Below are 25,672 nucleotides of genomic sequence, written 5' to 3' on the forward strand. Positions count from 1 at the left end.
TCGGTCACGTTCGGACCCGCAGCCGTGCTAGCTCAAGCTCGGCCGTAGGTCCACGCGCGGCGGCACGGCGTCGTTCATGCAACGTCAGAACCTTTCCCTGCCGTTTTGGTTCAACGCGCCGCGCGCCAGGGCCGGACCGCGCTTGCGCCGGCGGGTCGGCCCCGCGAGGATGCGCGCGGTTTCGGCGAATCGGGGGGACGGCGCTGCCATGCTGGCGAGGCGGTTTGCGATGGCGGTCGGCCTGCTGCTGGGGATCGTGTTCTCGCAGGCGCCGGAGTTCGTGCAGCAGTACCGGCAGCGGCTCGGCGGCGCGGTCGACGAGCTCAAGCGCACCATCGCGCAGTTTGACGCCGAGGCGGGCGCGCAGTCGCTCACCCGCGAGGCCGGCATCGCGCGGCTCAGATCCAACGCCGACCCTCTGGTGCAGGCGCGCGGCACCGACCTCGATGGCGACGTCGCGCGCGAGCGGCGGCTCGAAGCGCAGGACCGCGCCTTCGACGACGCCGGGCCGGTCGGGCGCTACTGGGTCTTCGCCGAGCGCTTCGATCCCGAGATCGCCGGCCGGGCCTACGCGATCTTCCAGCCCGCCGTGCCGGTCACCGCCGGGGGGCTCGTCGCGGCGGCCGTGGGCTTCGTGGCGGGCTACGGCGGGACGCGCCTCCTCGCGTCGCCGTTCCGCCGGCGGCGGATCGCCGTGCCGGCCTGACCGTCAGGCGTCCTCCTCGACGGAGGCCTGCACCACCGACACGGCGCCGCCGTTGAGCTGCGCCGCGGCGAGGTGGCCGACCGCCACGGCGCAGAGGCACAGCACCACCGAGACTCCGACGTTGACCAGCGCGCGGCCCACCGCGCCGGCGCGCAGGAGGTCGAAGGTCTGCAGGCTGAACGACGAGAAGGTGGTGAAGCCGCCGCACAGCCCCACCAGCACGAAGAGGCGCAGGTTCTCCGGCACGGGATAGCGCCCGTGCGCCAGCGTCAGCGTGCCGAAGAAGCCGATCACGAAGGAGCCCGCGATGTTGATGATCACCGTGCCCCAGGGCAGGCTCCCGCTGATCGGCGCCATGGCGAGGGCCAGCGCGTAGCGGCCGAAGGTGCCGATGGCGCCGCCGAGCGCCACGACGAGGCAGGTGGTGAGGTTCATGGGCGCGTCTCCGGGTCGTGCTCGCCTTCCCACGGCCCCGCCGGCCGCGCAATCGTCCGACGGGCGCGGCGGGCCCGCGAATTGACCGGCGGTGCCTGCGTGCCTATGTCGGGGGGCTCCCCCGCCCGCCGAGTCCGCCATGGCAATCCGCCAGATCCTCACGCTGCCCGACAACCTCCTGCGCCAGAAGTCCGAGCGCGTGCTGAAGGTCGACGGGCCGGTCCGGGCGGCGCTCGACGACATGATCGAGACCATGTACGACGCGCCCGGCATCGGCCTCGCCGGCGTGCAGGTCGGCATCATGCAGCGGCTCGTGGTGATCGACGTCGCCCGCAAGGACGAGCCGCCCCAGCCCCTGTTCCTGGTCAACCCCGAGATCGTCCGGTCCTCGCCCGAGCTCGCGGTCTACGAGGAGGGCTGCCTGTCGATCCCGGACTATTACGAGGACGTCGAGCGGCCCGAACGGGTGCGCGTGCGCTTCCTCGACCGCCACGGCGCCGAATGCGAGATGGAGGCCGACGGCCTGCTCGCGACCGCGATCCAGCACGAGATCGACCACCTCGACGGCGTGCTCTTCATCGACCACATCTCGCGCCTGAAGCGCGAGCGGGTGACCAAGCGCTTCGCCAAGGCGGCGCGCTTCGCGGAGGGCGACGCGCGCGAGCCGCGCCCGGCGCCCCGCGCCGCCATGGGGGCGCGCAAGCCCGCGCCGCCGGCCGAGCCGCCCGCCGAACCCGTGGCCTGACGGGTCCCATGCGCGTCGTCTTCATGGGCACGCCGGCCTTCGCGGTGCCGGTGCTGAGCGAACTGGTGGGGCAGGGGCACGAGATCGCCGCCGTCTACACCCGCGCGCCGGCCCGCTCGGGCCGCGGCATGGCGGAGACGCCCTCGCCGGTCCACGCGCTGGCGTCTCGGCTCGGCGCGCCCGTGCACCATCCGGCGAGCCTGAAGGGCGCGGAGGCCGCGGCGGCGTTCCGGGCCCACGAGGCCGACCTCGCCGTGGTGGTGGCCTACGGTCTGATCCTGCCGCAGGCGGTGCTCGACGCGCCGCGCCTCGGCTGCGTCAACCTCCACGGCTCGATCCTGCCGCGCTGGCGGGGGGCCGCGCCGATCCAGCGCGCCGTGATGGCGGGCGACGCCGAGAGCGGCGTCGCGGTGATGCGGATGGAGGCCGGGCTCGACACCGGCCCGGTCGGCATGGAGGAGCGCGTCCGCATCACGCCCGACATGACGGCCGGCGACCTGCACGACCGCCTGGCGGTGATCGGCGCCGACCTGATGGGACGCGCCGTCGGCGCGATGGAGCGCGGCACGCTGCAGTTCCGCCCGCAGCCGGAAGAGGGCGTCACCTACGCGGCCAAGATCGACAAGGCCGAGGCCCGCATCGACTGGACGCGGCCGGCCCGCGAGGTGCTCAGCCACGTCATGGGCCTGTCGCCCTTTCCCGGCGCCTTCTTCGAGGCCGACCTCGGCCACGGGCCGGAGCGCGTCAAGGTGCTGCGCGCGAGGCTCGCGGACGCGTCCGGCGCGCCCGGCGCGACGGTCGACGACGCGCTGACGGTCGCCTGCGGGGAGGGCGCGGTGGCGCTGACCAGCCTGCAGCGCGCCGGCAAGGCGCCGCTCCCCGCGGTGGACCTGCTGCGCGGCCGGCCCGTGCCGGCCGGCACGCGGCTGGGTTGATGTTCCGCTACAAGCTGACGATCGAATACGACGGCGCGGGCTTCGTCGGCTGGCAGCGGCAGGCGAACGGCCCGTCGATCCAGGGGGCGCTGGAGACGGCCGCGGCGCCGCTCGGCTGCCCGCCGGGCGGGATGCACGGCGCCGGCCGCACCGATTCCGGCGTCCACGCCACCGGGCAGGTGGCGCACCTCGACCTCGCCAAGGACTACCGCACCGACAGCGTGCGCGACGCCGTCAACGCGAACCTCAAGCCGCACCGCATCGCGATCCGCGCCGCCGAGCGCGTGGCCGGAGACTTCGACGCGCGCCACTCTGCGGTGCGGCGCCGCTACCTGTACCGCATCGTCAACCGCCGCGCCCCGCTGGCGCTCGACGCCGGCCAGCGCTGGCTCGTGAAGCCCGCGCTCGACGCCGAAGCCATGCACGCGGCCGCGCAGGGCCTACTCGGCATGCACGACTTCACCACCTTCCGCGACAGCGAGTGCCAGGCCGCGAGCCCCGTGCGCACCCTCGACGGCTTCACGGTGGAGCGCGACGGCGAGGCGATCGAGATCCGCGTCTGGGCGCGCTCCTTCCTGCACCGGCAGGTGCGCTCCATGGTGGGCTCGGTCGCGATGGTGGGACTCGGCCGCTGGAGCGCCGCCGACCTGCGCTCCGCCCTCGACGCCCGCGACCGACGCCGCTGCGGCCAGGTGGCGCCGGCCGATGGGCTCTACCTCACCCACGTCGATTATCCCTGACGAAGAGTGCGACCGCGACGGGCGCTCCGGCGTTGCGCTTCCCGTCGCCGCTTTCGCGCGGCCAACCTTCGGAAGGGCGCCGCCGTGGCCGACACGCTGTCACAGGACATCGAACTCAACGACGGCCGCGCCATGCCGCGGCTCGGCCTCGGCGTGTGGCAGACGCCCGCCGGCGAGGCGGCGCGCATCATGCGGGAGGCGATCGCGGCGGGCTACAGCGCCGTCGACACCGCCTCGGCCTACAACAACGAGGAGGGAGTCGGCGAGGGACTCGCGGGCAGCGACGTCTTCCTCACCACCAAGCTGTGGAACGCCGACCAGGGCTTCGACTCCACGCTGCGCGCCTTCGAGGCCAGCGCCGGGCGGCTCAAGCGCGCGTCGGTCGACCTTTACCTGATCCACTGGCCCGCGCCGAAGAAGGCGCTCTTCGTCGACACGTGGCGCGCCCTGGTGCGGCTGCGCCAGGAGGGCCGCGCGACGTCGATCGGCGTGTCCAACTTCAACGCCGACCACCTAGAGCGTATCATCGGCGAGACGGGCGTGACGCCGGCCGTGAACCAGATCGAGCTCCACCCGCAGTTCCAGCAGCGCGCTCTGCGCGAGGTGCACGACCGGCTCGGCATCCGCACCGAATCCTGGAGCCCGCTCGGCCGCGGCAAGTTCCTCGGCGAGCCCGCGCTCGCGGCCATCGCGCGGAAGCACCGCAAGACGGCGGCGCAGGTCGTGATCCGCTGGCACCTCGACGAGGGGCTGATCGTGATCCCGAAGACCGTGAGCCCCGAGCGGCTGCGCGAGAACATCGACGTGTGGGACTTCGCGCTCGACGCCGACGACCGCGCCCGCATCGCGGCGCTCGACTCCGCCGACGGCCGCACCGGCCCCGACCCGCTGACGGCGACGTTCTGAGGCGCGCGGCGGGACGAATGTGCGGGCGCGCGGGATGACGGACGGCGGGCAGGGCGGCGACGCGGCGGCGGGACCTGCGGGCCGTGACGCCCCCGCGCCCGGCACGGTTCCGCCGGCCCCGGTCGTCACCCAGGCGCGGCGCCCCGACGACGCCGTGCCGCGGCAGCTCCGCGGCTTCCTCGCCCTCGACGACTTCGAGCCCGCGGCGCGGCGGCGCCTGCCGCGGCAGATCTACGGCTATTACGCGGGCGCGGCCGAGACCAACCAGTCGCGCGACCAGAACCGCGACGCCTTCCGCCGGATCGCCTTCGTGCCGGACACGCTGCGGGACGTGTCGCGCCGCTCGACCGCGGCGACGCTGTTCGGCGAGCGCCACCGCTTCCCCTTCGGCATCGCCCCCATGGGTCTCTCCGGCCTGTCCTGCTTCGAGGGCGACCTCGTGCTGGCGCGCGCCGCGCGGGCCGAGGGCGTGCCCATGGCGGTGAGCGCCACCTCGATCATGCCGCTGGAGCGCGTGGCGGCGGAGGGCGGCGCGCGCTGGTTCCAGGCCTACCTGCCGGGCGAGCCCGCGCGCATCCTCGCCATGGTGGACCGCGTGGAGCGCGCCGGCTTCGACACGCTGGTGCTGACCGTCGACGTGCCGGTGCCGGGCAACCGCGAGAACAACGTCCGCACCGGCTTCTCCATCCCACTGCGGCCGAGCCTGAAGCTCCTCGCCGACGGCGCCGCGCATCCGCGCTGGTCGCTCGGCACCTTCGCGCGGACCCTGCGGGCCGGCATGCCCCACATGGAGAACATGGACGCGCGCCGCGGCCCGCCGATCCTGTCGCGCGACCTCGTGCGCGCGGTCGGCAAGCGCGACGGCCTGTCGTGGGACCACGTGGAGCTGATCCGCCGCCGCTGGCGCGGCCGCTTCATCCTCAAGGGCGTGCTCGCGCCCGGCGACGCGCGCGAGGCTGAGGCGCGCGGCGTCGATGCCGTGTGGGTGTCGAACCACGGCGGCCGCCAGCTCGACGGCGCGCTGGCGCCGCTCCACGCCCTGCCCGCCGTGAAGGCCGCGGCGGGATCCATGGCGGTGCTGTTCGACTCAGGGGTACGGCGCGGCAGCGACGTTCTGAAAGCGCTGGCGCTCGGCGCCGACTTCGTCTTCCTCGGCCGGCCGTTCCTGTTCGCCGCCGCGGCGGCGGGGGAGGGCGGCGTGCGCCACGCCATGGGGCTGCTCGGCGCCGAGGTCGACCGGAACATGGCCATGCTGGGGGTGAACGCGGTCGGCGAGGTCGCGCGGCGGCACGTCTGCGACGCCCATCCGCCGCCCGGGCCGGGGTGACACCCGCACGGGGAGCGTGAGACAAGCTTGCGCGCCCGCGCCGACAGGCCCGCCCGGAGTCTTCCCCATGCCGCTCGACCACACCGCCCGCGGCGTCTTCCCCATCGCGCCGACGCCGTTCCACGCCGACGGGCGCGTCGACCTCGCCTCCGTCGACCGTATGACGGACTTCTACGTCGCGACCGGCGCCACGGGCCTGACCGTGCTCGGCGTCATGGGCGAGGCGCCCAAGCTCGACGGCGCCGAGGCGCTCGACCTCGCGACGCGCTTCATCCGCCGCGCGCCCGCGCTGCCGGTGGTGGTGGGCGTGTCGGCGCCGGGCTTCGCCGCCATGCGGGCGCTGGCCCGCGCCGCCATGGACGCCGGGGCCGCGGGCGTCATGATCGCGCCGCCCAACACGCTGCGCACCGACGACCAGGTCGTCACCTACTATGCCCAGGCGAGCGAGGCGGTCGGCGCCGATGTGCCGGTGGTGCTGCAGGACTATCCGCTCACCTTCAGCGTGGTGATGGCGCCGGGCGTGATCCGCCGCATCGTGGAGGCCAACCCGTCAGTGGTGATGCTCAAGCACGAGGACTGGCCGGGCCTGGAGAAGATCTCCGCGCTGCGGGCCTGGGAGGGGGCGGGCGAGATGCGGCCGATCTCGATCCTGTGCGGCAACGGCGGCCTGTTCCTCGACTTCGAATGCGAGCGCGGCGCCGACGGCGCCATGACGGGCTACGCCTTCCCGGACATGCTGATCGACGTGGTGCGCCTGTCCGCCGCGGGGGAGCGCGACGCCGCCCACGACCTCTTCGACGCGCACCTGCCGCTGCTGCGCTACGAGCAGCAGCCGAACGTGGGGCTCGCGGTGCGCAAATACGTGATGGCGCGGCGCGGCATCATCGCGTCGGACGCGCAGCGCAAGCCCGCGAGCCCGATGAGCGCCGCCGCGAGGGCCGAGGTCGAGTACCTGCTCGGCCGCCTCGCGCGGCGGGACCCCCGCGCGGCCGGGCGGATCGGTTGAGGGCGGAAGCCATGATCGAGCGCTACAGCGACCACGCCGCCAACGAGCGGACCTACCTCGCCTGGGTGCGCACCGCCATCGCGGTGGCGGCCTTCGGCTTCCTGGTGGAGAAGTTCGACCTGTTCCTCAAGGCCACCAGCCGCACGCTCGGCGGGCAGGGGCCGTCGGCGGTGGGCGAGGGCGTGGCCGACATCGTCGGCCTCCTCGTCATCGCCCTGGCCGGGTTGATGATGGTGCTGGCGACGGTGCGGTTCCGGCGCACCGCCGCCGCGATCGACAGCCCGGACAAGCGGCCCGCGACCGGGGTGCGGATGGACGTCGGGCTCGTGGCGCTGCTGATGCTCTTCGGCGCGGCGCTCTTCGCCTACATGGCCTATTCGGTGGTGGATCACGTGGGTTGAGGGCGCGGGGCGTCAGGCGGCCCGCGCGCCCTCCCGCCCCTGCATCCGCCACACTAACCAGCACAGCAGCGCCACCGGCAGGCCGATCACCGCCGTGCCGACGAAGAACCATGTGAAGCCGAGGCGCTCGATGACGAGGCCCGACGTGCCGGCGATGAAGCTGCCGGGCAGGGCGCAGAGCGAGGACAGCAGCGCGAACTGGCTGGCCGCGAAGGCCGGCGCGCTGAGCGAGGACATGAAGGTGATGAGCACGATGGACGCGAAGGCGTAGGCGAACTCGTCGAGGCTCACCGAGCCCGCGAAAAGCCAGAACTCGCCCCCGCCGTGGTCGCCGTGCGCCGCGAGATAGGCGAGGCTGAGGTGGGAGGCCGAGGCGAAGACCGTGCCGAACAGCAGCGTCGGCATCAGGCCGATGCGCTTCACCACGTAGGTGGCCGTGAAGGTGCCGGCGAGGCCGACCGGGAAGCCGAACAGCTTGGTCGCGGTGGCGATGTCGGCGTCGCCGTAGTGCAGCGCCTTGAACAGCGGGAACGCCATGGCGTTGGAGATGTAGCCCGGCGCCCGGAAGCCCGCGACGAGCAGCAGCGTCGGCACCGCCAGCGGCCCGAGCCGGCCCAGCAGCTCGCGGAACGGCTCGACCACGGCACGGCGGAGGTCGAGCGGCGCCGGGTCCGCCTGCCGGTCCCGCTCCGGCTCGGGCGCCAGCAGGGCCGCGGCGAGGGCCGGCGCCATGGCGAGCGCCATGCAAAGGTAGGAGGCGCGCCAGCCGAACGCCGCCGCGAGGTAGAGCGCGCCCGCGCCGGACACGAGCCCGCCGACGCGCCAGCCGGTCTCGGCCCAGGACGACATCAGCGCCTGCCGCTCCTGCGGCGCGACGGTGATGCGCCAGCCGTCGATCACCGCATCCTGGGTCGCGCCCGCGAAGCCGAGCGCCATCGACAGGGCCACGGTCCAGGCGAGGCGGTGGCCGGGGTCGCCGGAAGCGATGCCGCAGAGCGCCAGCGCCACCCCGAGCTGCGCCAGCACGATCCAGCCGCGCCGTCGCCCGAGCAGCCGGCCGAGGAGCGGGGGAGCGTAGCGGTCGAGCAGCGGCGCCCACAGGAACTTCAGCTTGTAGGCGAAGGTCATCTCGCTGAGGAAGCCGATCGTGCTGATCGGCACGCCGGCCTCGCTGAGCCAGGCCGACTGCGTGGCGAAGACCAGCGACAGCGGGAGGCCCGAGCCGAAGCCGAGCCCCACCATGGCGGCGAGGCGCCGGTCGGCGAACAGCGCCCGCACGGGCGAGGCCGCGCCGGGCTCGGGGATCGCGACCTCGGTCATGCTGTTCCCCGCGGGCTCGGCGAGCGACGGACCCTTTGTCGGGCCGGCGCGCGCGGTCGGTCAAGCGCCGGCCCGCGTTTGACTCGGGGCCGGAGTGCATGCATCCCCGGCGCCCCGATCACAGGAGTGGCACCATGGGCACCGAACGGAAGGTCGCGATCGTCACCGGCGCGTCGCAGGGCATCGGGGCGGGCATCGTCGAGGGCTTCCGCGCCCAGGGCTACGCGGTGGTGGCCAACTCGCGCTCCATCGCGGGCGGGGCCGACGAGGGCGTCGTCGCGGTGCCGGGCGACATCGCCGAGCGCACGACCGCCGAGCGCGTCGTCCGCGCCGCGCTCGACCGCTTCGGGCGGGTCGACACGCTGGTCAACAACGCCGGCATCTTCATCGGCAAGCCCTTCACCGACTATACGGTCGAGGACCTGCGCCGCATTGTGGACGTGAACCTGTTCGGCTTCTTCCACGTGACGCAGCTCGTCATCCCGGAGATGCTGAGGCAGGGACAGGGCCACGTCGTGCAGATCACCACGACGCTGGTCGAGCAGCCGCTGCTCGCCGTGCCGTCCGGCCTCGCCGCGCTGACGAAGGGCGGCCTCGCCGCGGTGACGCGCAACCTCGCCATCGAATATGCGGACCGCGGCATTCGCGTGAACGCGGTGGCGCCGGGCGTCATCAAGACGCCGATGAACCCGCCCGAGGTGCACGACCTAGCCAAGGGCCTGCACCCGATGGGCCGCATGGGCGAGGTCGGCGAGATCGTCGACGCGGTGCTGTATCTGGAGCGCGCCGGCTTCGTCACGGGCGAAACGCTGAACATCGACGGCGGCCAGCACGCCGGCCGCTGGTGACGCTTCCGCTCAGGCCGCGGGCCGTCCCTCCGGCTCGCGGATCTCGGCCCCGTTGCTCTCGGCGCGGTAGTGGCGCGCGGCCGCGTAGGCGGGCTGGCGCGCCCGCATGATCGAGCCGAGCGGGCGGTGGGCGGCGAGGCCGATCCAGGGGTCGAAGGCGAGGTGCTCCTCGACGAGATCCCGGAGGCCGTCCGACCAGCTGTCCTGCGGCCGGGCCGTGATGCGGGCCACCGCCACGTAGGGGCTCCGGTCCTCGGGCCACTCGGTCTTGGCGTCCTCGATCGGCATGGCGTCGATGTCGGTGCCGACCTGCACGCGCAGCTCCCAGGCGCCCGGAAGGCTGCGGAAATAGTCGCGCACGGAGTCGCGGATGACGTCCGGGTGGCCGGACAGGTCGAGCTTCTGTTGCGACAGCGCCGTCAGCTCCGGCGACACGGGCGACATCGCGAGTTTGGCGTAGTAGTCGCCGTGCAGCAGCGCCGCCTGCGAGTAGAAGCTGTCGCCGAGGAGTTCGGTCGGAGCCTGCCCGGCCAGCGTGGTGAGGGTCGCGGACTTCCCGCCGACCATCTCCAGCGCCGCCTCGGCGTTGCGGGACAGGACCGAGATGGCGTGCTTCAGCGGCTCGGCCCGCCCCGTGGTGGCCGCCATGGGCTTGAGCTGCTGGAGGAATTTCGCCGCCGTCGCGACCTGGAAGGTCGGCGAGTTGCCGAACACGTAGTTCTGCGTCCGGTCGCCCTCGCTGCCGGGCAGGCGGGCGCCGGGGACGTCGAGGACCTTGAGCGCCACGCCGCGCGGGGTCGACACGGCGTCGTCGAGCATGTCGCCCGGCGTCGTGCTGAAGCGGAGGATCGCGTCGTAGGTCGCGGGCGCGGCGTAGAGGCCCTGCGCGAGGTGCGGCGACAGGCCGTCCAGCACCTCGAACGTCACGCGCAGGTAGCCGTGCGGCTTGGCGTGGACGGCGCGGCGGGCATGGCCGGTGTCGGCGTGCGTCTTGCGCTGGATCGACAGCATGGCCTCGGTCAGGCCGCGCTGGATCTCGTCCTCGTCCGGCGGGACGACCTCGAACCCGGGCTGGAACCGGAGCGGCGGCTGCTTCTGCTTCATGGGGCACCAACATGGGACGATCTGGCGGAGTTGCGGGCCGGCTGCGCGGCAAATCCGTCGCCGCCCGGCAGGCCAGTCGAGGCGCTCCTCCGCGGCGTGCGTGATGCGATAGCGCCCGGTGCGGCCACACCGGGCTGCGGCGATGCGGGCCGCGTCGCCGCCGTCAGGGCGGCCGTTCGAAGGCACGTCGACGCTGCCGATCCCTCGGCGGGGACGGCCCTGGGCTCGGTTCAACCGGACCGAGGACCGGGGACGTCGCAGGCGGTGTATTCCGCACTTTCGGCGGCATCGCTCGGAGGGGCCTGTTGTAGCCTCGATTGAAACAAGACGAGCGGTGCGATGCCGCGTCCTGATTTCAGATCGTAACAATTGTTGCTGAAGACAGTTTGGTATGAACCTTTTTGCTCAGAGCATAGTGTTATTTGATGCCTTTGAGATCTGTTCCTATTAACCGGGGAGAAATGACCTCGGCGCTAGTAATCAATCCAGGTCGCCGGCCCTCACAGGTCCCTGGCGGCAATCCCAACAAGCGTTCTGGCACCGTCGCACGATGCGCCGTGCGACCGTCCAGATGTATTTCGGAAGCGTCGCCATGTTCGACTGGAGCAAGAAGCGTTCTGCGGCCAGCTTGGAGCAGCAAGTCGTCAGCGGGAAGCTGAAGGCGATCGACAGGTCTCAGGCGACGATCGAGTTCGCCCTCGACGGCACGATCCTCGACGCCAACGAGAACTTCCTGTCCACGATGGGCTACGCTCTGTCGGAAATCCAAGGGCGTCACCATTCCCTGTTCGTCCCCGCGGCCCACGCGGCCTCGCCGGAATACCGCACCTTCTGGTCCCGTCTCGCCGAGGGCGCGTTCTTCAGCGACAAGTTCGAGCGCGTGGCCAAGGGCGGGCGGACCGTCTGGATCCAGGCCTCGTACAACCCGCTGATCGGCGCCGACGGCAAGGCCTTCCGCGTGGTCAAGCTCGCCACCGACGTGACGGCCATCGAGCAGCGGCAGGCCGCGCACCTCGAAGCGCAGCGGCTGTCATCGGAGTCGCAGCAGTCCTTCATCGCGGGGCTCGGCACAGGCCTCAGCCGGCTTGCCGAGGGCGACCTCACGGCGCGCCTGGACGGGCACGCCGCGGGCCCCTACGCGCGGATCGAGGCGGACTTCAACGGCACGGCCGAGCGGCTCGGGGCGACCGTGAAGGCGGTGGCCGACAGCGCCGACGCGATCCGCACGAGCACGCGCGAGGTCGCGACGGCCGCGGACGACCTCAGCCGCCGCACGGAACAGCAGGCGGCGAGCCTGGAGGAGACCACGGCCGCCCTCGGCGAGATCACGTCCACGGTGCGGAAGACCTCCGCCGGCACGCGGCAGGCCCGCGAGGTCGTGAGCGGCGCCCGGGCGGACGCCGAGCGCTCGGGCGCGGTCGTCAAATCCGCCATCGCGGCCATGGGCGAGATCGAGAGCTCGTCCGGCCAGATCGGCCGCATCATCGGCGTCATCGACGAGATCGCCTTCCAGACCAACCTGCTCGCGCTCAACGCGGGCGTCGAGGCGGCGCGGGCCGGCGAGGCCGGGCGCGGCTTCGCCGTGGTGGCGAGCGAGGTGCGGGCCCTGGCCCAGCGCTCGGCCGAGGCCGCCAAGGAGATCAAGGCGCTCGTCCACACCTCGTCCCAGCAGGTCGCGGCCGGCGTGGGGCTCGTCGCCGAGACCGGCCGGTCGCTCGACGGCATCCTGGCCCACGTCGCGCGGATCGACGACGTGATGGCCGGCATCGCCGCCTCGGCGCAGGAGCAGGCGACGGCGCTCGACGAGATCAACACCGCCGTGGGCCAGATGGACCAGGTCACCCAGCAGAACGCCGCCATGGTGGAGGAGACCACGGCCGCGACCCACGGCCTCAGCGCCGAGGCGGAGCAGCTGTCCGGCCTGCTGTCGCGCTTCGACGTCGGCCAGGCCGCGTCGGCCATGCCCGCGCGGCCCGCCCGCGCGGCCCCCCGCGCCCCGTCGCGGCCCGCCACGGTGACGGCGCTGCGCACGACGGGCCGCGGCGGCGCGGCGTTGAAACCCCAGGCCGCCCCGGCCGAGGACGGCTGGGAGGAGTTCTGAGCATGGCGCGCCGATCCCGGCGCGGGGTCGCCCCGGCCGCCGAACCCGGCGGGGGCGGCGACCTCGCCCTCGACGCCGTGCTGGACCTCAACGCGGCCGGCCCCCTCTGCGCCGCCCTGCTGGAGCGGCGCGGCTCCGACCTCGCGCTCGACGCCTCGGCGGTGCGCCACCTCGGCGCGCTCTGCGCCCAGGTGCTGGCCTCCGCCGCGGCCACCTGGGCGGCCGACGGCAGGGCGCTCGCCGTCCGGGCACCCTCCGAGGGCTTCGCCCAGGCGACGCGCCTCCTCGGGCTCGGCCCCATCCTGACCATCGAAGGCACACCCGCATGAGCAAGACGGTTCTCACGGTCGACGACAGCCGCACGATGCGCGACATGCTCCGCATCGCCCTGAGCTCGGCCGGCTACGAGGTGCTCCAGGCGGAGGACGGCCAGCACGGGCTCGAACTCCTCGCTTCGGCGCGGCCGGACGTCATCATCACCGACATCAACATGCCGCGCCTCGACGGCTTCGGCTTCATCGAGGGGGTGCGTCGCGACGCCCGCCTGCGCGCGGTGCCGATCCTGGTGCTGTCGACGGAAAGCCACGTCGAGAAGAAGCAGCGGGCCCGCGCGGCCGGCGCCACGGGCTGGATCGTCAAGCCCTTCGACGGCGCCAAGCTGGTCGACGCCGTGCGACGCGTCGCGGCCTGACCGCCGACAACCATCGAGCGCGGGGGATCGACCTTGGACGCCTTGGCCGAGATCAGACAGACCTTCTTCCAGGAATGCGACGAGCAGCTCGTCGAGCTCGAGGCCGGGCTCCTCGCCGTCGAGGGCGGCGACCGCGACCCCGAGGTGATCAACGCCGCCTTTCGCGCCGTCCATTCGGTGAAGGGCGGCGCCGGGGCCTTCAACCTCGTCGACCTCGTGCGCTTCGCCCACGCCTTCGAGAACGTGATGGACCTCGTCCGCGTCGGCCGGCTGGAGCCGGCTCCCGCGCTGGTCCGCCTCATGCTCCGGGCCACCGACGTCCTGTCCGACCTGCTGCGCGCGGCGCGGGCCGACGCCCCGCACGACGCGGCGCGGGCCGACGCGGTGACGGCGGAGCTCGCGGCGGCCTGCGCGGGCCCTGTCCCCCCGCCGCCCGCGGCGTCGGCCGACGATGCGATGCCGGTCTTCGCGCCCATCCCGGTCGACCTCGACGCCTTCGACGACCTCGGCGGCTCGGATGGGCCTGTGCCCAGCGGGACCGAGCGCTTCCTGATCTCGTTCCGCCCGCGCGCGGAGCTCTTCGCCAAGGGCAACGAGGTCACGGTGCTGATGCGCGAGCTCGCGCTGCTCGGCGCGCTCGACGTGTCCTGCGACGTCGGCGGCCTCCCCCGCCTCGACGGGCTCGACCCCGAGGCGGCCTATCTCGGCTGGACCGCGACGCTCGACACGGCCGCCGGGGAGGCGGCCGTCCGCGAGATCTTCGAATTCGCCGAATGGGACAGCGAGCTCGCGATCGAGCGGGTCGACGCCGCCCCGGCCGAGCCGGAGATGCCGGTCTTCGTCCCGATCCCCGTCGACGTCCTGCCGGACCTCGACGCGCCGGCGCCGGAGCCCGCACCCGGGGCACCGGCCGTCCCAGCGCCGTCGCCGGCCGAACCCGCCGCGAAGGCGGCGGACCCCGAGGGGCGCGGCGCGGCGCCGGTCACCACGATCCGCGTCGACCTCGGCCGCGTCGACCGGCTCATCGACCTCGTGGGCGAGCTCGTCATCAACCAGGCCATGCTGGCCGAGCGCGTGGCCGAGGCCGGCCTCGCCCGCGTGTCGCAAGTGGCCGTGGGCCTCGACGAGCTGGAGCAGCTCACCCGCGAGATCCAGGACAGCGTCATGGCGATCCGGGCGCAGCCTGTGCGGTCCGTGTTCCAGCGCATGCCCCGCCTCGCCCGCGAGGTGGCGGCGCAGGTCGGCAAGAGCGTCCGCCTCGTCGTCCAGGGCGAGGGCACCGAGGTCGACAAGACGGTCGTCGAGCGCCTGATCGACCCGCTCACCCACATGATCCGCAACGCCATCGACCACGGCCTGGAGCGGCCGGAGAAGCGCGCCGCCGCCGGCAAGCCCGAGGAGGGTCAGGTCAACCTGTCGGCCACCCACCGCTCCGGCCGCATCGTCATCGAGGTGTCGGACGACGGCGCGGGCATCGACCGGCCGCGCGTGCGCTCGATCGCGGTCGACAGGGGGCTGATCCCGGCGGACGCCCGGCTGACCGACGACGAGACCGACAACCTCATCTTCCTGCCCGGTTTCTCCACGGCCGCGGCCGTGTCCGACATCTCGGGACGCGGGGTCGGCATGGACGTGGTCAGGCGTTCCATCCAGGCGCTCGGCGGCCGCATCTCCATCGCGTCCCGGCCGGGCCTCGGCTCGACCTTCACCATGAGCCTGCCGCTCACGCTGGCGGTGCTGGACGGCATGGTGGTGTCCGTGGCCGGGCACACGCTCGTCGTGCCGCTCACCTCCATCGTCGAGATCCTGCTGCCCAAGGCGACGGCGGTGCACGGCTTCGGCGACGACGCCCGGGTGATCGGCGTGCGCGACACCTTCGTGCCCCTGGTCGACGTCGGCGAGGTCATGGCGCTGCGCGGCCGGCTCGACGACGCCCATTCCGGCGTGGCGCTGCTGGTGGAAGTGGAGGGCGGGACCCGCGCGGCGCTGCTGGTCGACGCCATCCAGGGCCAGCGCCAGGTCGTGATCAAGAGCCTGGAGGCCAACTACGGCCACGTGGCCGGCATCGCGGCCGCGACCATCCTCGGCGACGGCCGCGTCGCCCTGATCCTCGACGTCGACGCGGTCGCGGCGCCCGGCGCCCGCGGCCTTCTCCCCGCCCTCGCACGCGCAGGCTGACCCGCGATGGACCTCACCCAGAAGACCGACGGCGCGGCTCCGCGCGAGCTGATCTCCTTCCTGATCGGCGACCAGGAGTTCTGCGTCGACATCATGACCGTGCGCGAGATCCGGGGTTGGAGCCCCGCCACGCCGCTCCCCCACGCGCCGGCCTACGTGCGCGGCGTCATCAACCTGCGCGGCGCGGTGCTGTCGATCGTCGACCTCGCGGCGCGCCTGGGCCTGCCCGCCACGGAGCCGACCGCGCGCGCCGTGGTGATCGTGGCGCAGATGGGCGGCCGCGTGGTGGGCCTGCTCGTCGACGCCGTCACGGGCATCCTGACCGTCACGGCCGACGCCGTGCAGCCGACGCCCGACGTCGGATCCGACATGGCGCGCAGCTTCGTGGCGGGCGTGCTGGCCGTCGAGGGGCGGATGATCAGCCTCGTCACGCTCGACAACGTGCTGCCCCCGGTCGAGCGGGAGGCCGCGTGACCGCCGCGGCCCGTCCCAAGGCCCGGACCGCCGCGGCGGCGAAGCGCGACGACGGCGGATGCGCGCTCGGCCCCCGCGAGTTCAAGCGCATCGCCGCCCTGGTCCACGCCGAATCCGGCATCTTCCTGCCCGAGGGCAAGGTCGACCTGGTCTACGCGCGCCTGGTCAGGCGCCTGCGCGCCCTCGGCTTCGACTCGTTCCGCGACTACTGCGCCCTGGTCGAGGGCGAGGGCGGGATCGACGAGCGCCAGGGCATGATCGCGGCCCTGACCACCAACGTCACGAGCTTCTACCGCGAGCCGCACCACTTCAAGCACCTCCGCGAGTCGATCCTCCCCGACCTCGCCGCGCGCGCCCGCGCCGGCGGCCGCGTGAGGCTGTGGTCGGCCGGCTGCTCGCGCGGCCACGAGCCCTACTCGCTCGCCATGACGGTGCTGTCCGTCCTGCCGGACGCGGCGGAGCGCGACGTCCGCATCCTCGCGACCGACATCGACCCCCACGTCCTCGCCGAAGGGCGGGCCGGCAGCTACGAGCGCGAGGTGCTCGCCGACGCCCCGCCCGCGGAGGTGGCCCGCCATTTCGAGCCGGCGGACGGCCGGGGCGGCGCCTCGCACCTCGCCGCGGGCGGGGCCCTCCGGCGCCTCGTCGCCTTCCGCGAGCTCAACCTCGTGGGCGAGTGGCCGATGTCCGGCCTGTTCGACGTCGTCTTCTGCCGCAACGTGGCGATCTACTTCGACGAGGCCACGCAGGCGCGGCTGTGGATGCGCTTCGCCGAGCGGACCCGCCCCGGCGGCACGCTGTGCATCGGCCACTCGGAGCGCCTGTCCGGCCCCGCCCTCGGCCGCTATTCGGGCGTCGGCGTGACCACCTACCGTCTCGACGGGGGGCGGCCGGCGTGAGGCGTTATCGCGTCCTCGTGGTCGACGACTCGCCCACCATGCGCCGCCTCGTGTCGGCCGTGCTGCGGGCCTCGCCGGACCTCGACGTGGTGGGCGAGGCCTGCGACGCCATCGAGGCCCGCGCGGCCATCAAGGCGCTCGATCCCGACGTGGTGACGCTCGACGTCGAGATGCCGGGCATGGACGGGCTCGACTTCCTCGAACGGCTCATGACGCTGCGGCCGATGCCGGTCGTGATGGTGTCGAGCCTCACGGAGCGATGCGGCGAGATCGCGACCCGTGCGCTCGCGATCGGCGCCGTCGACTGCGTAGCCAAGCCGGTGCCGGGCGACGGCGAGCCCTTCGCGGATCTCGCCCGCAAGGTGAGGGCGGCCGCCGCGGTCCGGGTCCGCCGCCCCGAGGCCGCCGAGCGCCCGGAGCCGGCCCCCGCCGGCTACGCGCCCGACGGGAGGGTCGTGGCCGTCGGCTCGTCGACGGGCGGCGTCGAGGCGCTCATCGCCGTGCTGGGCGTGCTGCCCGCCGACTGCTCGCCCGTGGTGGTGACGCAGCACATGCCGCCGCTGTTCACCCGCTCGCTCGCCGACCGGCTCGACCGGCTGTGCGCCCCGGCGGTGTGCGAGGCGACCGACGGGGCTCCGCTGGTTCCGGGCCGGGTCTACCTCGCGCCGGGCGGCGCGAAGCACCTCGAAGTGGTGCGCGGGTCGAGCGCGAGGCCGGGCGGCCCGGCGCGCTGCCGCCTGCGCGAGGGCGAGCCGGTGAACGGCCATCGGCCGTCGGTGGACGCGCTGTTCCGCTCCGTCGCGCGCCACCTCGGCCCCGCCGCCGTCGGGGTCATCCTCACCGGCATGGGGCGCGACGGGGCCGACGGCCTGCGCGCCATGCGCGACGCCGGCGCCGCCACGCTCGGCCAGGACGCCGCGACGTCGCTGGTCTACGGCATGCCCCGCACGGCCTTCGAGGCCGGCGGGGTCGAGCGGCAGCTGCCGCTCCACAGGATCGGCGCGGAGATCGCCGCGATGACGGATGCCACGAACCGGAAGACGAGCCGATGCCGCAAGCCGCACAGCTGAAAGTCATGATCGCCGACGACCAGCAGACGAGCCGGATGCTGATCCGCGCGGCGCTGGCCGAGCTCGGCATCGTCAACATCGCCATGGCCAAGGACGGCGGGGAGGCGCTCGAGATGATCATCAAGACCCCCGTCCACCTCGTCATCTCCGACTACCACATGCCCAAGCTCAACGGCGTGGAGCTGCTGCAGGCGGTGCGGGCCCACGGCCCGACGCAGAAGAGCGCCTTCTTCCTGCTCACGGGGGCGGAGAGCACTGAGTTCCTGCAGCTCGCGATCAAAATGAAGGTGAACAACTACCTCAAGAAGCCCGTCTCGGTGCCGGAGCTGAGGAGCAAGATCGAAGCCGTCTTCGGGGCGCTCCAGTGACGGCGGCCGCGACGCCTCCTTCCCGCAGGCTCGTCGGCGACGCGTCCGCGCGGGTGCGCCACGTCGTCCAGGGCGAGCACAAGGTCGGCGACGATCCGGACGAGTGCCTGGTCACGCTGCTCGGGTCCTGCGTCTCGGCCTGCCTCCACGACCCCGTCGCCGGGCTCGGCGGCATGAACCACTTCCTGCTGCCCGGCGCGGAGGCCGGTGGGCGCGGCGGTGAGAGCCTCGGCGTGCATGCCATGGAGCTGCTGGTCAACGCGCTGCTCGTCCGCGGCGCGTCCCGGTCGCGCCTGGTCGCGAAGCTGTTCGGCGGCGCCGACACGATGCGCGGCCTGTCCGACGTCGGGGCGAGGAACGCCGCCTTCGCGAGCGCCTTCCTGGCGCGCGAGGGCGTCCACGTCGCCTCGGAGTGCCTCGGCGGCGCGCGCGGCCGCAAGCTCCAGTTCTGGCCCGCCTCGGGCCGGGCGCGGCGCAGCTTCATGGCGGCCGCGGCGGTCGTGACCGGGGCTGGCCCCGCGACGTCGGCGCCGGCCTCCGGCGTGCTCGAACTCTTCTGAACGCGAGGCGCGGTGCCATGCCACGACGGACCCCGCCCGCCATCCCCGACCCGGCCGTCGAGGGCGACGAGGTCGCTATCCTGCTCGACCGCCTGCGGAGGGAGCTGGTCGACCTGCACGCCGCGACGGTCGACCTGCAGCTCTGCCTCGGGCCCACGCTGGCCGCCGCGGCCGGCGACGGCGCGGTCCTGCGCGCGGGCCAGACCCTGGACCTCCTGACGCAGTCGCTCGACGGTCTGGCGACCTTCGCGGGCGCCGCGAGCCGCCAAGTCTCGGGCTCCGGCCGGCTCGACGCCGCGGCCGCGGCCGCAACCGTCACGCTCGACGCTCTGTCGTCGCGCCTGGCCGGCCGTGCGCCCTCGCGATCCTCCGGGCGCCGCCCCGGCGACCTCGACCTGTTCTGAGGCGCCGTCAGGGGCGCCCCGGACGCGGCGGCATCCTCCACACCAGCGTTCGGCCCCATCCTGCCCCGACGGACGAGCGGCCGGCGCCGCGCCCCTGCCGAGGTGGAACATGCGGATCGTGGCGCTGGTCACGCAGAAGGGGGGATCGGGCAAAAGCACGCTCGCGGCCTCGATCGCGGTCGAGATGCAGGCCCGCGGGGAAACGGTGTTCCTGGTCGACATGGACCCCCAGCGGTCGCTCGCCACCTGGGCGAGGGGGCGGTCGGACCGGCGCCTGGCGGGTGCGGCCGTCGGCCCCGAGCGCCTCGACGACGTCCTGGCGACGCTCCGCGCGCGCGCCGTCACGCTGTCGGTGATCGACACGCCCGCGAACCTGTCCCCGGCCACCGACGCCGCCATCCTCGCGGCCGACCTCATCCTCGTGCCCGTGCGCCCGACGGCCTTCGACCTGTGGGCCGCCGAGGCGACCTGGCGCCGGGTGCGCGACCTCGGGCGGGACTGCGCCTTCGTGCTGAACCAGTGCCCGACCCTCCAGGTCAGCCGGCGCGTGCGGACCGGCATCGAGGCCCTCGACGCCATGGGGGCCGTGCTGTCCCCGCCCGTCACCGCGCGGGTCGACTATCAGGACGCCATGTCGCGCGGCCTCGGGCCGTCGGAGGTCGACCCGGCCGGGGAGGCCTCGCGGGAGATCCGGCTGCTGTGCCGCGCGATCCGGCGGCGGATCGACGACTCTTGCGCGGGCCGCTCACGGGGGCAGCAGAGCGCGGCCGTGCAGGCCGGCCCGCCACGATGACGGAATTCTCCTCGACCGCTGCTCGGCCTGAGGCGCCTTGGCATCCGGCGCAGGGCAGGCGGAGCGGCTCAGCGGGCGGCGCGTCGACCTCGACGGGGCGCGTCACCACGTTCTGCGACGTCGGCCAACTGGTGGCCGTGCGGGCTGTCCGCGATGGTGGCGGCTTGGCGCACGGCCGGACGTTCCACGACCTGCGCGGCAAGGCCGTGCTGATGCTCAATATGGCGGGCGCGACCGAGGCCGAGATCGCCACCATCGCGAGTCACAGCCTGCGCGACGTGCGTTCGATCCTCGACAAGCACTATTTTCACCGGGATACCCGGCTCGCGGACGCGGGGATCGACAAGGTCGACGCCATGATCGCCGCCATGGGTTCGCCGGCGAACGACGTCGCGATCGGCGCGGCCCGCGGCGAACGTCAGTCGAACAGCCTCACCGGGCGGGAAGCGATCGATGATCCAGCGCCTGGCGATTCTGGCCGCCCTCCTGACGTTCGCCGCGTGCGGTGCGCCGTCGGCCGGCAGGCCCTATCGCATGATTGACCTCACGATGGTCGGCTGTTTCCGATGCGGCGCCTGTTAAATCACATGTTAAAAGCGATTTCGCCGCGGTGCGGAAAAGCTGAAAGACATTAGCAAAAACAGGTGGCTGGGGGACCTGGACCCCAAGCCGTTCAGTCTGAGCCTGCTATGCCACTGAAAAAGCTCACCTAACCTGAAATCCAACCGCGATCTGCTCCCGCAATGTGGACCACCCGTGAGGAGCATGTCAATCTCGCGACAAAGCCATTTCTGCCTTGCCAGTCATGAGGAGGACCCGCCACGGAAAATTATTGAACAAGCCCTGGGTTGTTTTCCCCAATCCTGTTCAGGACCCTGACTATCATGCAGGCTGTTGCTTTGACGGTCCGGGGCTCGCGCAACTGGCGTGGCCCTGGTCGTTGTCCTTGTTCAACCCCGCACTCGGCACGAAGCTCCTGATGGCGACATGAACTGCACGAAACGCGAAGCGATCACGCGTTCAGCCGCCGCTATCATATGGTTGTAGGATAGACTTCCGTCTGCGCTTACCATGTCCATATCCGCCGGAGTGCCAGCGACGGCCCGGAGCAGATGCACGCGATGAATTTCGGCGCAGGCAGGCTCGAGATCATTCGAAAAGGTCCCCGCAGCCTGCCCGGGTACCCGCCCTTGCTGTTGGTTCACGGAGCGTGGCACGGTGTCTGGTGCTGGCAGCAGGGCTTCATGGACGCACTGGCGGATCATGGACACGAGGTCGCGGCCCTGAGCCTACGGGGGCATGGAAACAGTCCCGGAGGTGGCCGCTTCGCGATATCCCGGCACGGCATTCGGGACTACGTCGACGATGTCGCCACCGTCGCGGAAACGCTCACACGGCCGCCGGTCATCGTGGGCCACTCCATGGGAGGGTTCATCGCCCAACGCTATCTCTGTGATCGCCATCCGGCGATTGGGGCCGTGCTGCTGGCGTCCGTACCCCCGACCGGCGTCTTTCCGTTGTTCCTTCGCTTGCTGCGTTCCGAGCCTTTGGCGACGGCCACTGCCGTAATGTCGCTCGATCTTGGACGTTTGCTCCACGACCCCGCGCGAGCGGCACGCATGTTGTTCTCCGACGCTCTGGACACAACGGAGCTTCTCGCCCTCCACCGACTGCTCGGCGGTGAGTCGTTTCGTGTCTTCGTTGAGCTCCTGGCGCCCCGTCTCGATCCTACGCAGGCCGTCGCACCCGCAGCCGTGATCGCGGCCGGAGCCGACGCGCTGTTCACGCGAGCCGAAGCTCGCTCGACTGCGTACGCGTGGAAAACCCGCGAGACAGTTTTCGACGGACTGGCCCATGACCTGATGCTTGTTCCGGGATGGCTCGCCGTAGCCGCGGCGGTCTCTCAACGTGCCGTGGCTTTCGATGGACCGGACAGGGGTTCCATCGAGGCTGCTGTGCGCCAAGCGGGCCGAGGGTCAATCCCCCCCAAACGCCCCGCCACACAGGCGCGACATCTTCGTTCTGATCCAGGACTTCTCAATGCACGGTGAGCCGATGGGCGAGAAGTGCGAGTTCCCTCTGGCTGTGCACGCCGAGCTTTCGAAAAGCAGCCTTTAGGTGGAGCCGGACCGTCTCGATGCTGATGCCAATTCGCTCGGCAATATCGCGCGGCGAGCCGCCTTCGGCCACGATATGGGCGACCTCGCTCTCTCGCGGGGTGAGATCGGCTGAATGGGCCAGAAGCTCCATTGTCTCGCGGTCGAGGCGACCACCGCGACTTGCATCGATCACGATCGCGACCGCGGCGGTCGCGTTGAACACGTCCTGAGCCCGACCCAGGACGGGGACGACCAGAAGCCGGAAGGATGCCGCGTGGTCGTCCGTTGCAAAAGAGACCAAGCGTGGTATTCGAGCGTCGAGCGTGGCCTTTAGCGCGCCATCCAGGCGCTGCTGATCCGCGGAGCTTACCGCCCGAATGCGGCATGCCACGATTCGTATCAACGGTGCGAGAGCACTCTCGGCGCCGGGGCTGGTTTCGAGCACCCTGCCGTTATGCCCGAGATGGATCACGGGATCGCCGCGACGCTCGAAGGAGAGCGCGCACCGCCTGGCTTCGGCCCGCAACGATCCGCGGGAGGCCATGGCGGCCGCGCGCATGTAGGGCAGCACAGTGGAGAAGGTCATCAGCTCGTCAGCATCGAACCCGCCGCTGCCGCGCGGCTTGAAGGTGATCAGATTCACCGCGCCGGCGTCGGTCCGATCGAGAAATGCGGAGGTTTGATAGGCGAGCCCATGGGGGATCAGGAAGTCTTGATAAAATGGGTCGCGCAACCGCGCTTCTCGGTAGATGTCCATCTGGTCACAGACGAACCCGTCGGTCGGGCCGGGGCTGATCTGTGTCCGCTTCGTGATTGGCGGGGCTCTCCCCGCCTCCACCGCCCGGACGACCTCCGTCACACCGCTGGTCGGCAGTGAGAACATATCGGGCGGTACGATCCGGGCGATGCCACCGCCGAACGTGCCGAAGGCCGACATCAGATCCTCGAGTGCGTCGACCCAGGAACCCCCTGCCATCGTCTCGGCGAGAACCCTCTGGGCGGCGCATTCGAGTTGGTGCCAGTTCATGTCGTTGTCGTCGTTGGCTATCCAATACTCAGTAGCAAAAATTTCGTTTACGAATAGTTAACAAAATGGAGCTCCGACCTCAAGGCGGCAGATGTGCCCCCCATCATGGATGATAGTCATGTTGGGTGTGCGCCAGCGAGGGCCATTGACGTTTCAGTAGTTGAGCGCCCATCGAACCTCGCACACCAACCCATTTGGGTTAGGGTCGGGGCGGAGCTTTTCCTCCATAGTCTCTGGACGGCACCATTCGGCACTGCTTCAAGCAGCAAGGAGGTCACTGGCTTGCCGCGAGTATTTATGGACCACGCGGACGTCATCACACTAATTGAGACGTTTCGCCGATAGCCAGAGAAGCGTCCTAAAACTTTAACAACTTATTTGAAGGAAATCGAAATGCCGATCACTCCCCTCGCATGTGCCGCTATTCTCCTCACGGGTGGCTCAACCCAAGCACGACATCTTATCGCCACAGTCCTTCCTGCTGCACTCGATGCCTCAAGGAATGACATGGACGAGCTTAGAATGACTATTCAGGTGAACAGCGATGAAGTCAATGTGTGGATGCTCATTCCGCCTTTCAGGGGAATGGAAGAATTTAGGAGACTAAGCGAGAACGGTGAGATTTTCTATGACACCGTGACACTCTTCATAGGCGGCCAGGCTCAAGACGATTTGGAAAAATTTACGGTCCAGCCATCTGCTGATCAGCTATACATCATAAGATTTATTGGACGCTACAAGGAAGAACCATATGTAGAAATCTCAGCCGACAATCGAAGCAATGAGCTAAAAATCGATTTCGGCTGACCTAAAGAAGATAAATAACATCTATCGAGGGCGGCTTTCATCTAAATGTGGGAATAATACCGTGAAGTTGCCCGTGATCGTGCTCCTGTCGACCCTGTTCGGGTTGCCCGCAGCCCTTGCTGTGCAGCATGGCCTAGATCCGAGCTCTTGGCCATCCGAGACTCTGTCGCCAAGCGTGTGGTTCGGCGACTTCACGAGTTTTTCAGGCCTTGGCGAAGTTGCCAAGGCCTACTGGGCGATCGTCACACGTCAATCTCCCGCATTCGCGAATAGCGGGTGGTCGTTCGCCCCCATCCTCGTGTCGTGTCCCCTGTTCCTGGCAATCGTCTTGCGTTTCGCTCCGAAGCTCCAGGCCCCCAAGCGCGACCCGGCCGGAGCCTTCGGCAATGCCCGCTTTGCGACTTATGCCGAGCGCGCCCTGATGTCTCACGGCCTCGAACTCGGCATTGATCCGCAGAGCGGGCGAGCGGTGCGCATTGCCGTCCAGGGTACCCTCGTCACTATCGCGCCGCCCCGGACGGGGAAGACATCCGGATTGCTCATTCCCAACCTGTCATATCCCGAACCCGGCGCCTGGGCGGGGCCGGCCGTGGTGCTGGACTCCAAGGGAGAAGTCTACCGCGCGACACGTGAGCGCCGGGAGCGGCTCGGAAGGCGCGTTATCTGCCTCGATCCCCTCAATCTTGTCGGTGGGCGCGACAGCTGGAATCCGCTCGCTACCCTTCGCCGCCAAGATATCCTGTACATGCAGAAGACCGCCCTGGCGCTCTTGCCCGAACCCACCTCAGACAGCGAGACCTCGGCCTACTTTCGCAATCGCGCCGTGGACCTCATCGTCGGTGCGATCGGCGTCTGCCTTCGCATCGACCGCCATTCGGTCGCCGGCATCCCTCGCCTGCTGTCAGACGACACCCTGTTCATCGCGCATCTGAAGGCGTCGGGTGGACAACCGTCGGCGCGCGCAGCCCTGGAGATCATGCAGGCCGACCCGCGCACGCGTGACCCGATTAGGTCGACGGCCGTCCAAGCGTTTCAATGGCTCGCGGACCCGCGCCTGCGCCGGCTCGTCCACGACAGCAGTTTCGATCTCGCCGAGCTGTCGAGTAACGAGATTGACATCTTCATCGCCATCCCGCCGGAGCACAAGCGCGTTCTGGCCCCCCTGCTACGGTGGTTCCTGTCTGACCTCTTCACCTCCATCCGCCGGAACCGGCCCGAGGAGCGGGTCATCGTCTTCATTGATGAAGCCGCCGCGCTCGGACGTTTCGACGAGATCCTTACGTCTGCCGCCGAGCTCCCCGGCTACGGGGCCAGCATCTGGTCGTATTGGCAGGACCGCTCGCAGCTGGTGTCGCTGTACGGCGAGGCCGGCGCCGCCACCCTGATCAACACGGCCGAGGTCGTGACCCTGTCGGACCTGTCGGCCGTCGATCCGGCCGAAGGCGATCGCTGGTCCCGCGCGCTCGGCAACTACACCGCCCTGATCGAGACCTTCAGCCGGCCGACGACGGGATCGGGATCGGCCACGACCAGCACCGGACCACAGCCCGCGCCCTTAATGAGCCGGGAGGACCTCGTGACGATGCCGCCCAACGAGCTGCTGGTCTTCCCAAACGGCGCGGCCCGGACGCCGCATCCCCTTCGCCTGCGCAAGACCGTCGCCCACACCGACCCTCGCATCCGGCCCTTAATCGAGGCCGTGGCTCCCGTCGGGCAGGCACGCTGAAG

The 25,672-nt window shown here is 71.2% G+C and carries 28 protein-coding genes; 24 read left to right on the forward strand and 4 right to left on the reverse strand.

All coding sequences use genetic code 11. The features are described from left to right. Nucleotides 1-208: 208 nt before the first annotated feature. The gene (locus L7N97_RS20730) at nt 209-706 is read left to right on the forward strand and encodes a DUF2937 family protein (RefSeq protein ID WP_237480163.1); all 498 of its coding nucleotides are present in this window, start codon (nt 209-211) and stop codon (nt 704-706) included. Nucleotides 707-709: 3 nt separating this feature from the next. On the opposite strand, the gene crcB is transcribed toward L7N97_RS20730, so the two are convergent. After that, nucleotides 710-1,141, reverse strand: coding sequence for a fluoride efflux transporter CrcB (gene crcB / locus L7N97_RS20735; protein WP_237480164.1), 432 nt, complete (start codon nt 1,139-1,141; stop codon nt 710-712). 139 nt (nt 1,142-1,280) lie between these two features. On the opposite strand from crcB, the gene def reads away from it, so the two are divergent. The 7 genes from def to L7N97_RS20770 all read left to right on the forward strand — a co-directional run bounded on the left by def (nt 1,281) and on the right by L7N97_RS20770 (nt 7,201). After that, nucleotides 1,281-1,886, forward strand: coding sequence for a peptide deformylase (gene def, locus L7N97_RS20740; RefSeq protein ID WP_237480165.1), 606 nt, complete (start codon nt 1,281-1,283; stop codon nt 1,884-1,886). A gap of 8 nt (nt 1,887-1,894) precedes the next feature. Continuing rightward, complete coding sequence (fmt, locus tag L7N97_RS20745) at nt 1,895-2,821, forward strand: methionyl-tRNA formyltransferase (RefSeq protein WP_237480166.1); 927 nt, start codon at nt 1,895-1,897, stop codon at nt 2,819-2,821. Then, the gene (gene truA / locus L7N97_RS20750) at nt 2,821-3,561 is read left to right on the forward strand and encodes a tRNA pseudouridine(38-40) synthase TruA (protein ID WP_237480167.1); all 741 of its coding nucleotides are present in this window, start codon (nt 2,821-2,823) and stop codon (nt 3,559-3,561) included. Before fmt ends, truA begins: the two co-directional genes overlap by 1 nt. 132 nt (nt 3,562-3,693) lie before the next feature. Further along, complete coding sequence (locus tag L7N97_RS20755; RefSeq protein ID WP_237482332.1) at nt 3,694-4,467, forward strand: aldo/keto reductase; 774 nt, start codon at nt 3,694-3,696, stop codon at nt 4,465-4,467. A gap of 34 nt (nt 4,468-4,501) precedes the next feature. After that, entirely contained in the window at nt 4,502-5,794 is a 1,293-nt protein-coding gene (locus tag L7N97_RS20760; RefSeq protein WP_237480168.1) for an alpha-hydroxy acid oxidase, read from the forward strand. Nucleotides 5,795-5,861: 67 nt separating this feature from the next. After that, entirely contained in the window at nt 5,862-6,800 is a 939-nt protein-coding gene (locus tag L7N97_RS20765) for a dihydrodipicolinate synthase family protein (RefSeq protein ID WP_237480169.1), read from the forward strand. Nucleotides 6,801-6,811: 11 nt separating this feature from the next. Next, nucleotides 6,812-7,201: a YidH family protein gene (locus tag L7N97_RS20770; RefSeq protein WP_237480170.1), complete on the forward strand. Its 390-nt coding sequence runs from the start codon at nt 6,812-6,814 to the stop codon at nt 7,199-7,201. 12 nt (nt 7,202-7,213) lie between these two features. Here L7N97_RS20770 and L7N97_RS20775 read toward each other — a convergent pair whose 3' ends face one another. Beyond that, entirely contained in the window at nt 7,214-8,521 is a 1,308-nt protein-coding gene (locus L7N97_RS20775) for an AmpG family muropeptide MFS transporter (RefSeq protein WP_237480171.1), read from the reverse strand. A 134-nt stretch (nt 8,522-8,655) separates the two neighbouring features. Here L7N97_RS20775 and L7N97_RS20780 point away from each other — a divergent pair, with 134 nt between their 5' ends. Beyond that, nucleotides 8,656-9,369 (forward strand): SDR family NAD(P)-dependent oxidoreductase, encoded by a 714-nt coding sequence (locus L7N97_RS20780; protein WP_237480172.1) that lies wholly within the window; start codon nt 8,656-8,658, stop codon nt 9,367-9,369. A gap of 9 nt (nt 9,370-9,378) precedes the next feature. Here the strand turns inward: L7N97_RS20780 and L7N97_RS20785 are convergent, their stop codons facing one another. Continuing rightward, nucleotides 9,379-10,473 carry a catalase family protein gene (locus L7N97_RS20785; RefSeq protein WP_237480173.1) on the reverse strand — a complete coding sequence of 365 codons (1,095 nt, stop codon included), beginning with the start codon at nt 10,471-10,473 and terminating at the stop codon, nt 9,379-9,381. Nucleotides 10,474-11,044: 571 nt separating this feature from the next. Here L7N97_RS20785 and L7N97_RS20790 point away from each other — a divergent pair. The 13 genes from L7N97_RS20790 (at nt 11,045) to L7N97_RS20850 (ending at nt 22,062) form a co-directional block, all read left to right on the forward strand. After that, entirely contained in the window at nt 11,045-12,574 is a 1,530-nt protein-coding gene (locus tag L7N97_RS20790; RefSeq protein WP_237480174.1) for a methyl-accepting chemotaxis protein, read from the forward strand. A gap of 2 nt (nt 12,575-12,576) precedes the next feature. Further along, a complete protein-coding gene (locus L7N97_RS20795; RefSeq protein WP_237480175.1) occupies nt 12,577-12,903 on the forward strand; it encodes an STAS domain-containing protein in 327 nt (108 codons plus the stop codon). Further along, nucleotides 12,900-13,265 (forward strand): response regulator, encoded by a 366-nt coding sequence (locus L7N97_RS20800; protein ID WP_237480176.1) that lies wholly within the window; start codon nt 12,900-12,902, stop codon nt 13,263-13,265. Before L7N97_RS20795 ends, L7N97_RS20800 begins: the two co-directional genes overlap by 4 nt. Nucleotides 13,266-13,298: 33 nt before the next feature. After that, nucleotides 13,299-15,443, forward strand: a complete 2,145-nt coding sequence (locus L7N97_RS20805; protein WP_237480177.1) for a chemotaxis protein CheA — start codon at nt 13,299-13,301, stop codon at nt 15,441-15,443. 6 nt (nt 15,444-15,449) lie between these two features. Further along, on the forward strand, nt 15,450-15,917 hold the full coding sequence (locus L7N97_RS20810; RefSeq protein ID WP_237480178.1) for a chemotaxis protein CheW: 468 nt from the start codon (nt 15,450-15,452) through the stop codon (nt 15,915-15,917). Further along, nucleotides 15,914-16,816, forward strand: coding sequence for a protein-glutamate O-methyltransferase (locus tag L7N97_RS20815; RefSeq protein ID WP_237480179.1), 903 nt, complete (start codon nt 15,914-15,916; stop codon nt 16,814-16,816). The genes L7N97_RS20810 and L7N97_RS20815 overlap by 4 nt, the downstream gene beginning before the upstream one ends. After that, a complete protein-coding gene (locus L7N97_RS20820; RefSeq protein WP_309242830.1) occupies nt 16,813-17,886 on the forward strand; it encodes a protein-glutamate methylesterase/protein-glutamine glutaminase in 1,074 nt (357 codons plus the stop codon). The genes L7N97_RS20815 and L7N97_RS20820 overlap by 4 nt, the downstream gene beginning before the upstream one ends. After that, the gene (locus L7N97_RS20825; protein ID WP_237480180.1) at nt 17,865-18,254 is read left to right on the forward strand and encodes a response regulator transcription factor; all 390 of its coding nucleotides are present in this window, start codon (nt 17,865-17,867) and stop codon (nt 18,252-18,254) included. Before L7N97_RS20820 ends, L7N97_RS20825 begins: the two co-directional genes overlap by 22 nt. A gap of 53 nt (nt 18,255-18,307) precedes the next feature. Beyond that, the gene (locus tag L7N97_RS20830; RefSeq protein ID WP_237480181.1) at nt 18,308-18,814 is read left to right on the forward strand and encodes a chemotaxis protein CheD; all 507 of its coding nucleotides are present in this window, start codon (nt 18,308-18,310) and stop codon (nt 18,812-18,814) included. Between the two features lie 17 nt (nt 18,815-18,831). Continuing rightward, entirely contained in the window at nt 18,832-19,218 is a 387-nt protein-coding gene (locus L7N97_RS20835) for a hypothetical protein (RefSeq protein ID WP_237480182.1), read from the forward strand. A gap of 109 nt (nt 19,219-19,327) precedes the next feature. Further along, entirely contained in the window at nt 19,328-20,011 is a 684-nt protein-coding gene (locus L7N97_RS20840; protein ID WP_237480183.1) for a ParA family protein, read from the forward strand. Next, on the forward strand, nt 20,008-20,553 hold the full coding sequence (locus tag L7N97_RS20845) for a hypothetical protein (RefSeq protein WP_237480184.1): 546 nt from the start codon (nt 20,008-20,010) through the stop codon (nt 20,551-20,553). The genes L7N97_RS20840 and L7N97_RS20845 overlap by 4 nt, the downstream gene beginning before the upstream one ends. A gap of 570 nt (nt 20,554-21,123) precedes the next feature. Further along, on the forward strand, nt 21,124-22,062 hold the full coding sequence (locus L7N97_RS20850) for an alpha/beta hydrolase (protein WP_237480185.1): 939 nt from the start codon (nt 21,124-21,126) through the stop codon (nt 22,060-22,062). Here the strand turns inward: L7N97_RS20850 and L7N97_RS20855 are convergent. Then, nucleotides 22,049-23,137: a helix-turn-helix transcriptional regulator gene (locus L7N97_RS20855; protein ID WP_237480186.1), complete on the reverse strand. Its 1,089-nt coding sequence runs from the start codon at nt 23,135-23,137 to the stop codon at nt 22,049-22,051. The two genes, L7N97_RS20850 and L7N97_RS20855, sit on opposite strands and share 14 nt — an antisense overlap. A 393-nt stretch (nt 23,138-23,530) precedes the next feature. On the opposite strand from L7N97_RS20855, the gene L7N97_RS20860 reads away from it, so the two are divergent. Then, nucleotides 23,531-23,944 (forward strand): hypothetical protein, encoded by a 414-nt coding sequence (locus tag L7N97_RS20860; protein ID WP_237480187.1) that lies wholly within the window; start codon nt 23,531-23,533, stop codon nt 23,942-23,944. 61 nt (nt 23,945-24,005) lie between these two features. After that, on the forward strand, nt 24,006-25,670 hold the full coding sequence (locus L7N97_RS20865; protein WP_237480188.1) for a type IV secretory system conjugative DNA transfer family protein: 1,665 nt from the start codon (nt 24,006-24,008) through the stop codon (nt 25,668-25,670). Nucleotides 25,671-25,672 lie beyond the last annotated feature (2 nt).

It is taken from the genome of Lichenibacterium dinghuense (assembly GCF_021730615.1).
Classification (GTDB): Bacteria; Pseudomonadota; Alphaproteobacteria; order Rhizobiales; family Beijerinckiaceae; genus Lichenihabitans; species Lichenihabitans dinghuensis.

What these genes read in the sequence shown, in the direction of transcription:
- L7N97_RS20730 (WP_237480163.1), top strand. Translation starts at nt 209, where the DNA reads ATGCTGGCGAGGCGGTTTGCGATGGCGGTCGGCCTGCTGCTGGGGATC.
- crcB (WP_237480164.1), bottom strand. Translation starts at nt 1,141, where the DNA reads ATGAACCTCACCACCTGCCTCGTCGTGGCGCTCGGCGGCGCCATCGGC.
- def (WP_237480165.1), top strand. Translation starts at nt 1,281, where the DNA reads ATGGCAATCCGCCAGATCCTCACGCTGCCCGACAACCTCCTGCGCCAG.
- fmt (WP_237480166.1), top strand. Translation starts at nt 1,895, where the DNA reads ATGCGCGTCGTCTTCATGGGCACGCCGGCCTTCGCGGTGCCGGTGCTG.
- truA (WP_237480167.1), top strand. Translation starts at nt 2,821, where the DNA reads ATGTTCCGCTACAAGCTGACGATCGAATACGACGGCGCGGGCTTCGTC.
- L7N97_RS20755 (WP_237482332.1), top strand. Translation starts at nt 3,694, where the DNA reads ATGCCGCGGCTCGGCCTCGGCGTGTGGCAGACGCCCGCCGGCGAGGCG.
- L7N97_RS20760 (WP_237480168.1), top strand. Translation starts at nt 4,502, where the DNA reads ATGACGGACGGCGGGCAGGGCGGCGACGCGGCGGCGGGACCTGCGGGC.
- L7N97_RS20765 (WP_237480169.1), top strand. Translation starts at nt 5,862, where the DNA reads ATGCCGCTCGACCACACCGCCCGCGGCGTCTTCCCCATCGCGCCGACG.
- L7N97_RS20770 (WP_237480170.1), top strand. Translation starts at nt 6,812, where the DNA reads ATGATCGAGCGCTACAGCGACCACGCCGCCAACGAGCGGACCTACCTC.
- L7N97_RS20775 (WP_237480171.1), bottom strand. Translation starts at nt 8,521, where the DNA reads ATGACCGAGGTCGCGATCCCCGAGCCCGGCGCGGCCTCGCCCGTGCGG.
- L7N97_RS20780 (WP_237480172.1), top strand. Translation starts at nt 8,656, where the DNA reads ATGGGCACCGAACGGAAGGTCGCGATCGTCACCGGCGCGTCGCAGGGC.
- L7N97_RS20785 (WP_237480173.1), bottom strand. Translation starts at nt 10,473, where the DNA reads ATGAAGCAGAAGCAGCCGCCGCTCCGGTTCCAGCCCGGGTTCGAGGTC.
- L7N97_RS20790 (WP_237480174.1), top strand. Translation starts at nt 11,045, where the DNA reads ATGTATTTCGGAAGCGTCGCCATGTTCGACTGGAGCAAGAAGCGTTCT.
- L7N97_RS20795 (WP_237480175.1), top strand. Translation starts at nt 12,577, where the DNA reads ATGGCGCGCCGATCCCGGCGCGGGGTCGCCCCGGCCGCCGAACCCGGC.
- L7N97_RS20800 (WP_237480176.1), top strand. Translation starts at nt 12,900, where the DNA reads ATGAGCAAGACGGTTCTCACGGTCGACGACAGCCGCACGATGCGCGAC.
- L7N97_RS20810 (WP_237480178.1), top strand. Translation starts at nt 15,450, where the DNA reads ATGGACCTCACCCAGAAGACCGACGGCGCGGCTCCGCGCGAGCTGATC.
- L7N97_RS20825 (WP_237480180.1), top strand. Translation starts at nt 17,865, where the DNA reads ATGCCGCAAGCCGCACAGCTGAAAGTCATGATCGCCGACGACCAGCAG.
- L7N97_RS20835 (WP_237480182.1), top strand. Translation starts at nt 18,832, where the DNA reads ATGCCACGACGGACCCCGCCCGCCATCCCCGACCCGGCCGTCGAGGGC.
- L7N97_RS20840 (WP_237480183.1), top strand. Translation starts at nt 19,328, where the DNA reads ATGCGGATCGTGGCGCTGGTCACGCAGAAGGGGGGATCGGGCAAAAGC.
- L7N97_RS20845 (WP_237480184.1), top strand. Translation starts at nt 20,008, where the DNA reads ATGACGGAATTCTCCTCGACCGCTGCTCGGCCTGAGGCGCCTTGGCAT.
- L7N97_RS20850 (WP_237480185.1), top strand. Translation starts at nt 21,124, where the DNA reads ATGCACGCGATGAATTTCGGCGCAGGCAGGCTCGAGATCATTCGAAAA.
- L7N97_RS20855 (WP_237480186.1), bottom strand. Translation starts at nt 23,137, where the DNA reads ATGAACTGGCACCAACTCGAATGCGCCGCCCAGAGGGTTCTCGCCGAG.
- L7N97_RS20860 (WP_237480187.1), top strand. Translation starts at nt 23,531, where the DNA reads ATGCCGATCACTCCCCTCGCATGTGCCGCTATTCTCCTCACGGGTGGC.